The organism is Nocardia neocaledoniensis (assembly GCF_029868625.1).
In the GTDB taxonomy this organism is placed as follows: domain Bacteria; phylum Actinomycetota; class Actinomycetes; order Mycobacteriales; family Mycobacteriaceae; genus Nocardia; species Nocardia neocaledoniensis_A.
In genome coordinates this window covers 1-1,631 of record NZ_JARWOJ010000001.1, presented here as the reverse complement: position 1 = coordinate 1,631, position 1,631 = coordinate 1, and the positions used below count along the sequence as shown (strand labels likewise).

General features: G+C 65.0%; 1 protein-coding gene. It reads left to right on the top strand.

The window, feature by feature from the left end:
* Window positions 1–678 precede the first annotated feature (678 nt).
* Window positions 679–1,631, top strand: a 953-nt coding sequence (locus tag QH270_RS00005; protein WP_280338295.1) for a hypothetical protein, incomplete at its 3' end; no start/stop codon positions are given.

Here is a 1,631-nt window from a genome sequence, read left to right as displayed (position 1 = left end):
ATGATGATCGGGTCAACGCCGAGGAATTCGCGGCCTACCTCAGGAAGAAGATTGCGGGTCCGACAGCCGTTCGGCCACCCGACCCTGCGTGCACAATCCACGTCGGTGACCGGGCAGGAGCGACAACGTTACGTTCGCAATGGGTGCGTTGCAGGCAATGCCCGTGCATGGTGCCGGTGAACCCGCCATCGAAAAACGGTGCAAGCCAAGGACGGCCGCGCGCGCTGTGCAGCAATGCGTGCCGTCAGCGCGACTACCGGCGCCGGAAGGCCGCAGCTGCCCACGGCAACACATGACGCCGCGGTGGCGTAATCGTGGCGAATCGCGCTGCTGTGCGGATGGGGTGCCATCGTGGTCGGGGAAGCGTCGCTTGTTCACGCCGTGGTGGTGAAAGAGAACTCTGGACCGGTCTCGCCAGAGTGGCTGAAACCGGAACTAGTTCATCGGCCGCCGATGCAACCTGGCGCCTCCTGGGTTCCGGGCGGCGTTCATGATGAGGATGGTTGGGCAACTGCGAGTGTGCTGTGCGGTGGGGTGCGCGCGGATGCGGATACCGGTGGCTAACGAGTTGGTTCCAGCCCGGCAGTGCGACCGCGTGCGTCGGCTAGTACCGATCGGTGCAGCGTCGTCACTGTGGGGGTGGAATCCAGTGGCCGGCGCCCGACACTGCGCGATACGGTGGATCCATCGCTGCTGGAGGGGAATCGGGGGTCACAGGTGGGTCTGCGCAATCTTGTCGACTACAGAGGACACTATCTTCTCGACGTCGCCTTGGCGCGTGCTCGGTGCCGGATCGAGATTGCTGGATCGCAGTTCGATCGAGAACGCGCGCGCGAAGTTCTCACCGAACTCGGCTGGTCACCGACCTCGCAACCCGGCACCGGCCCCGATGACCGCGACACCTTCGCACGCGACATTCGAACAGGCCTGGGGCCGGGCGCGGATGCCGCAGTAGCGCAGCGCCTCCAAGCGGAACTCGAGGACGGGTTGTGTGACGCGCAAGTCGCCCTGGTCAGCCTGGAGCGCATCCGCTACCGGCAACTTCACGCGAATCGCCAGTCCCCAGGGCCCGCAGGCCTGACCTACAGCGGTCGCCCCGTCGACACTCTGACTACCTTCGCGCCGGCGCCGGTGTCATCGGAAACGCCCGAGTCCAGAACGGGTGACCCGAACCCTACGCCGCCGAATCCTCCCGGTCCGCTAACGGTACTGATGTTGGGATGTCTCACCTTCATCGCCCGGGTGTCACGGCCCTTGCTTCGCTTCATCTACCGCCATCCCTGGCTCCGGGGGTCAGTACGTTGGCTTACCGCCGAGCCGCCCGTCAATCGAAACTGGCGACTGGCGGTGTGCGGAATCGCGGCTGCTATTGGGTTTACGGCTACCGCCCGGTGGGTCGAGGTGGGAGACAACAACGACCTGTCCGGCCCGTTTGCCTGGTTCATGGGATGGGTGGCAGGGCTCGTCGTTGTGCTCGGTGTTTGCACGGCGTTGGCGAATCTGGCCACCCGCACGATCTTGCACGCATTGCCGGCAGATGTCAGTCTCCCCGATGGGCACTCTCGATGGCAGGCGACGTGGTGGATCGATTCCACGGCCGCTTCGATCATCGGCGCTCACTCGGCGCAGTT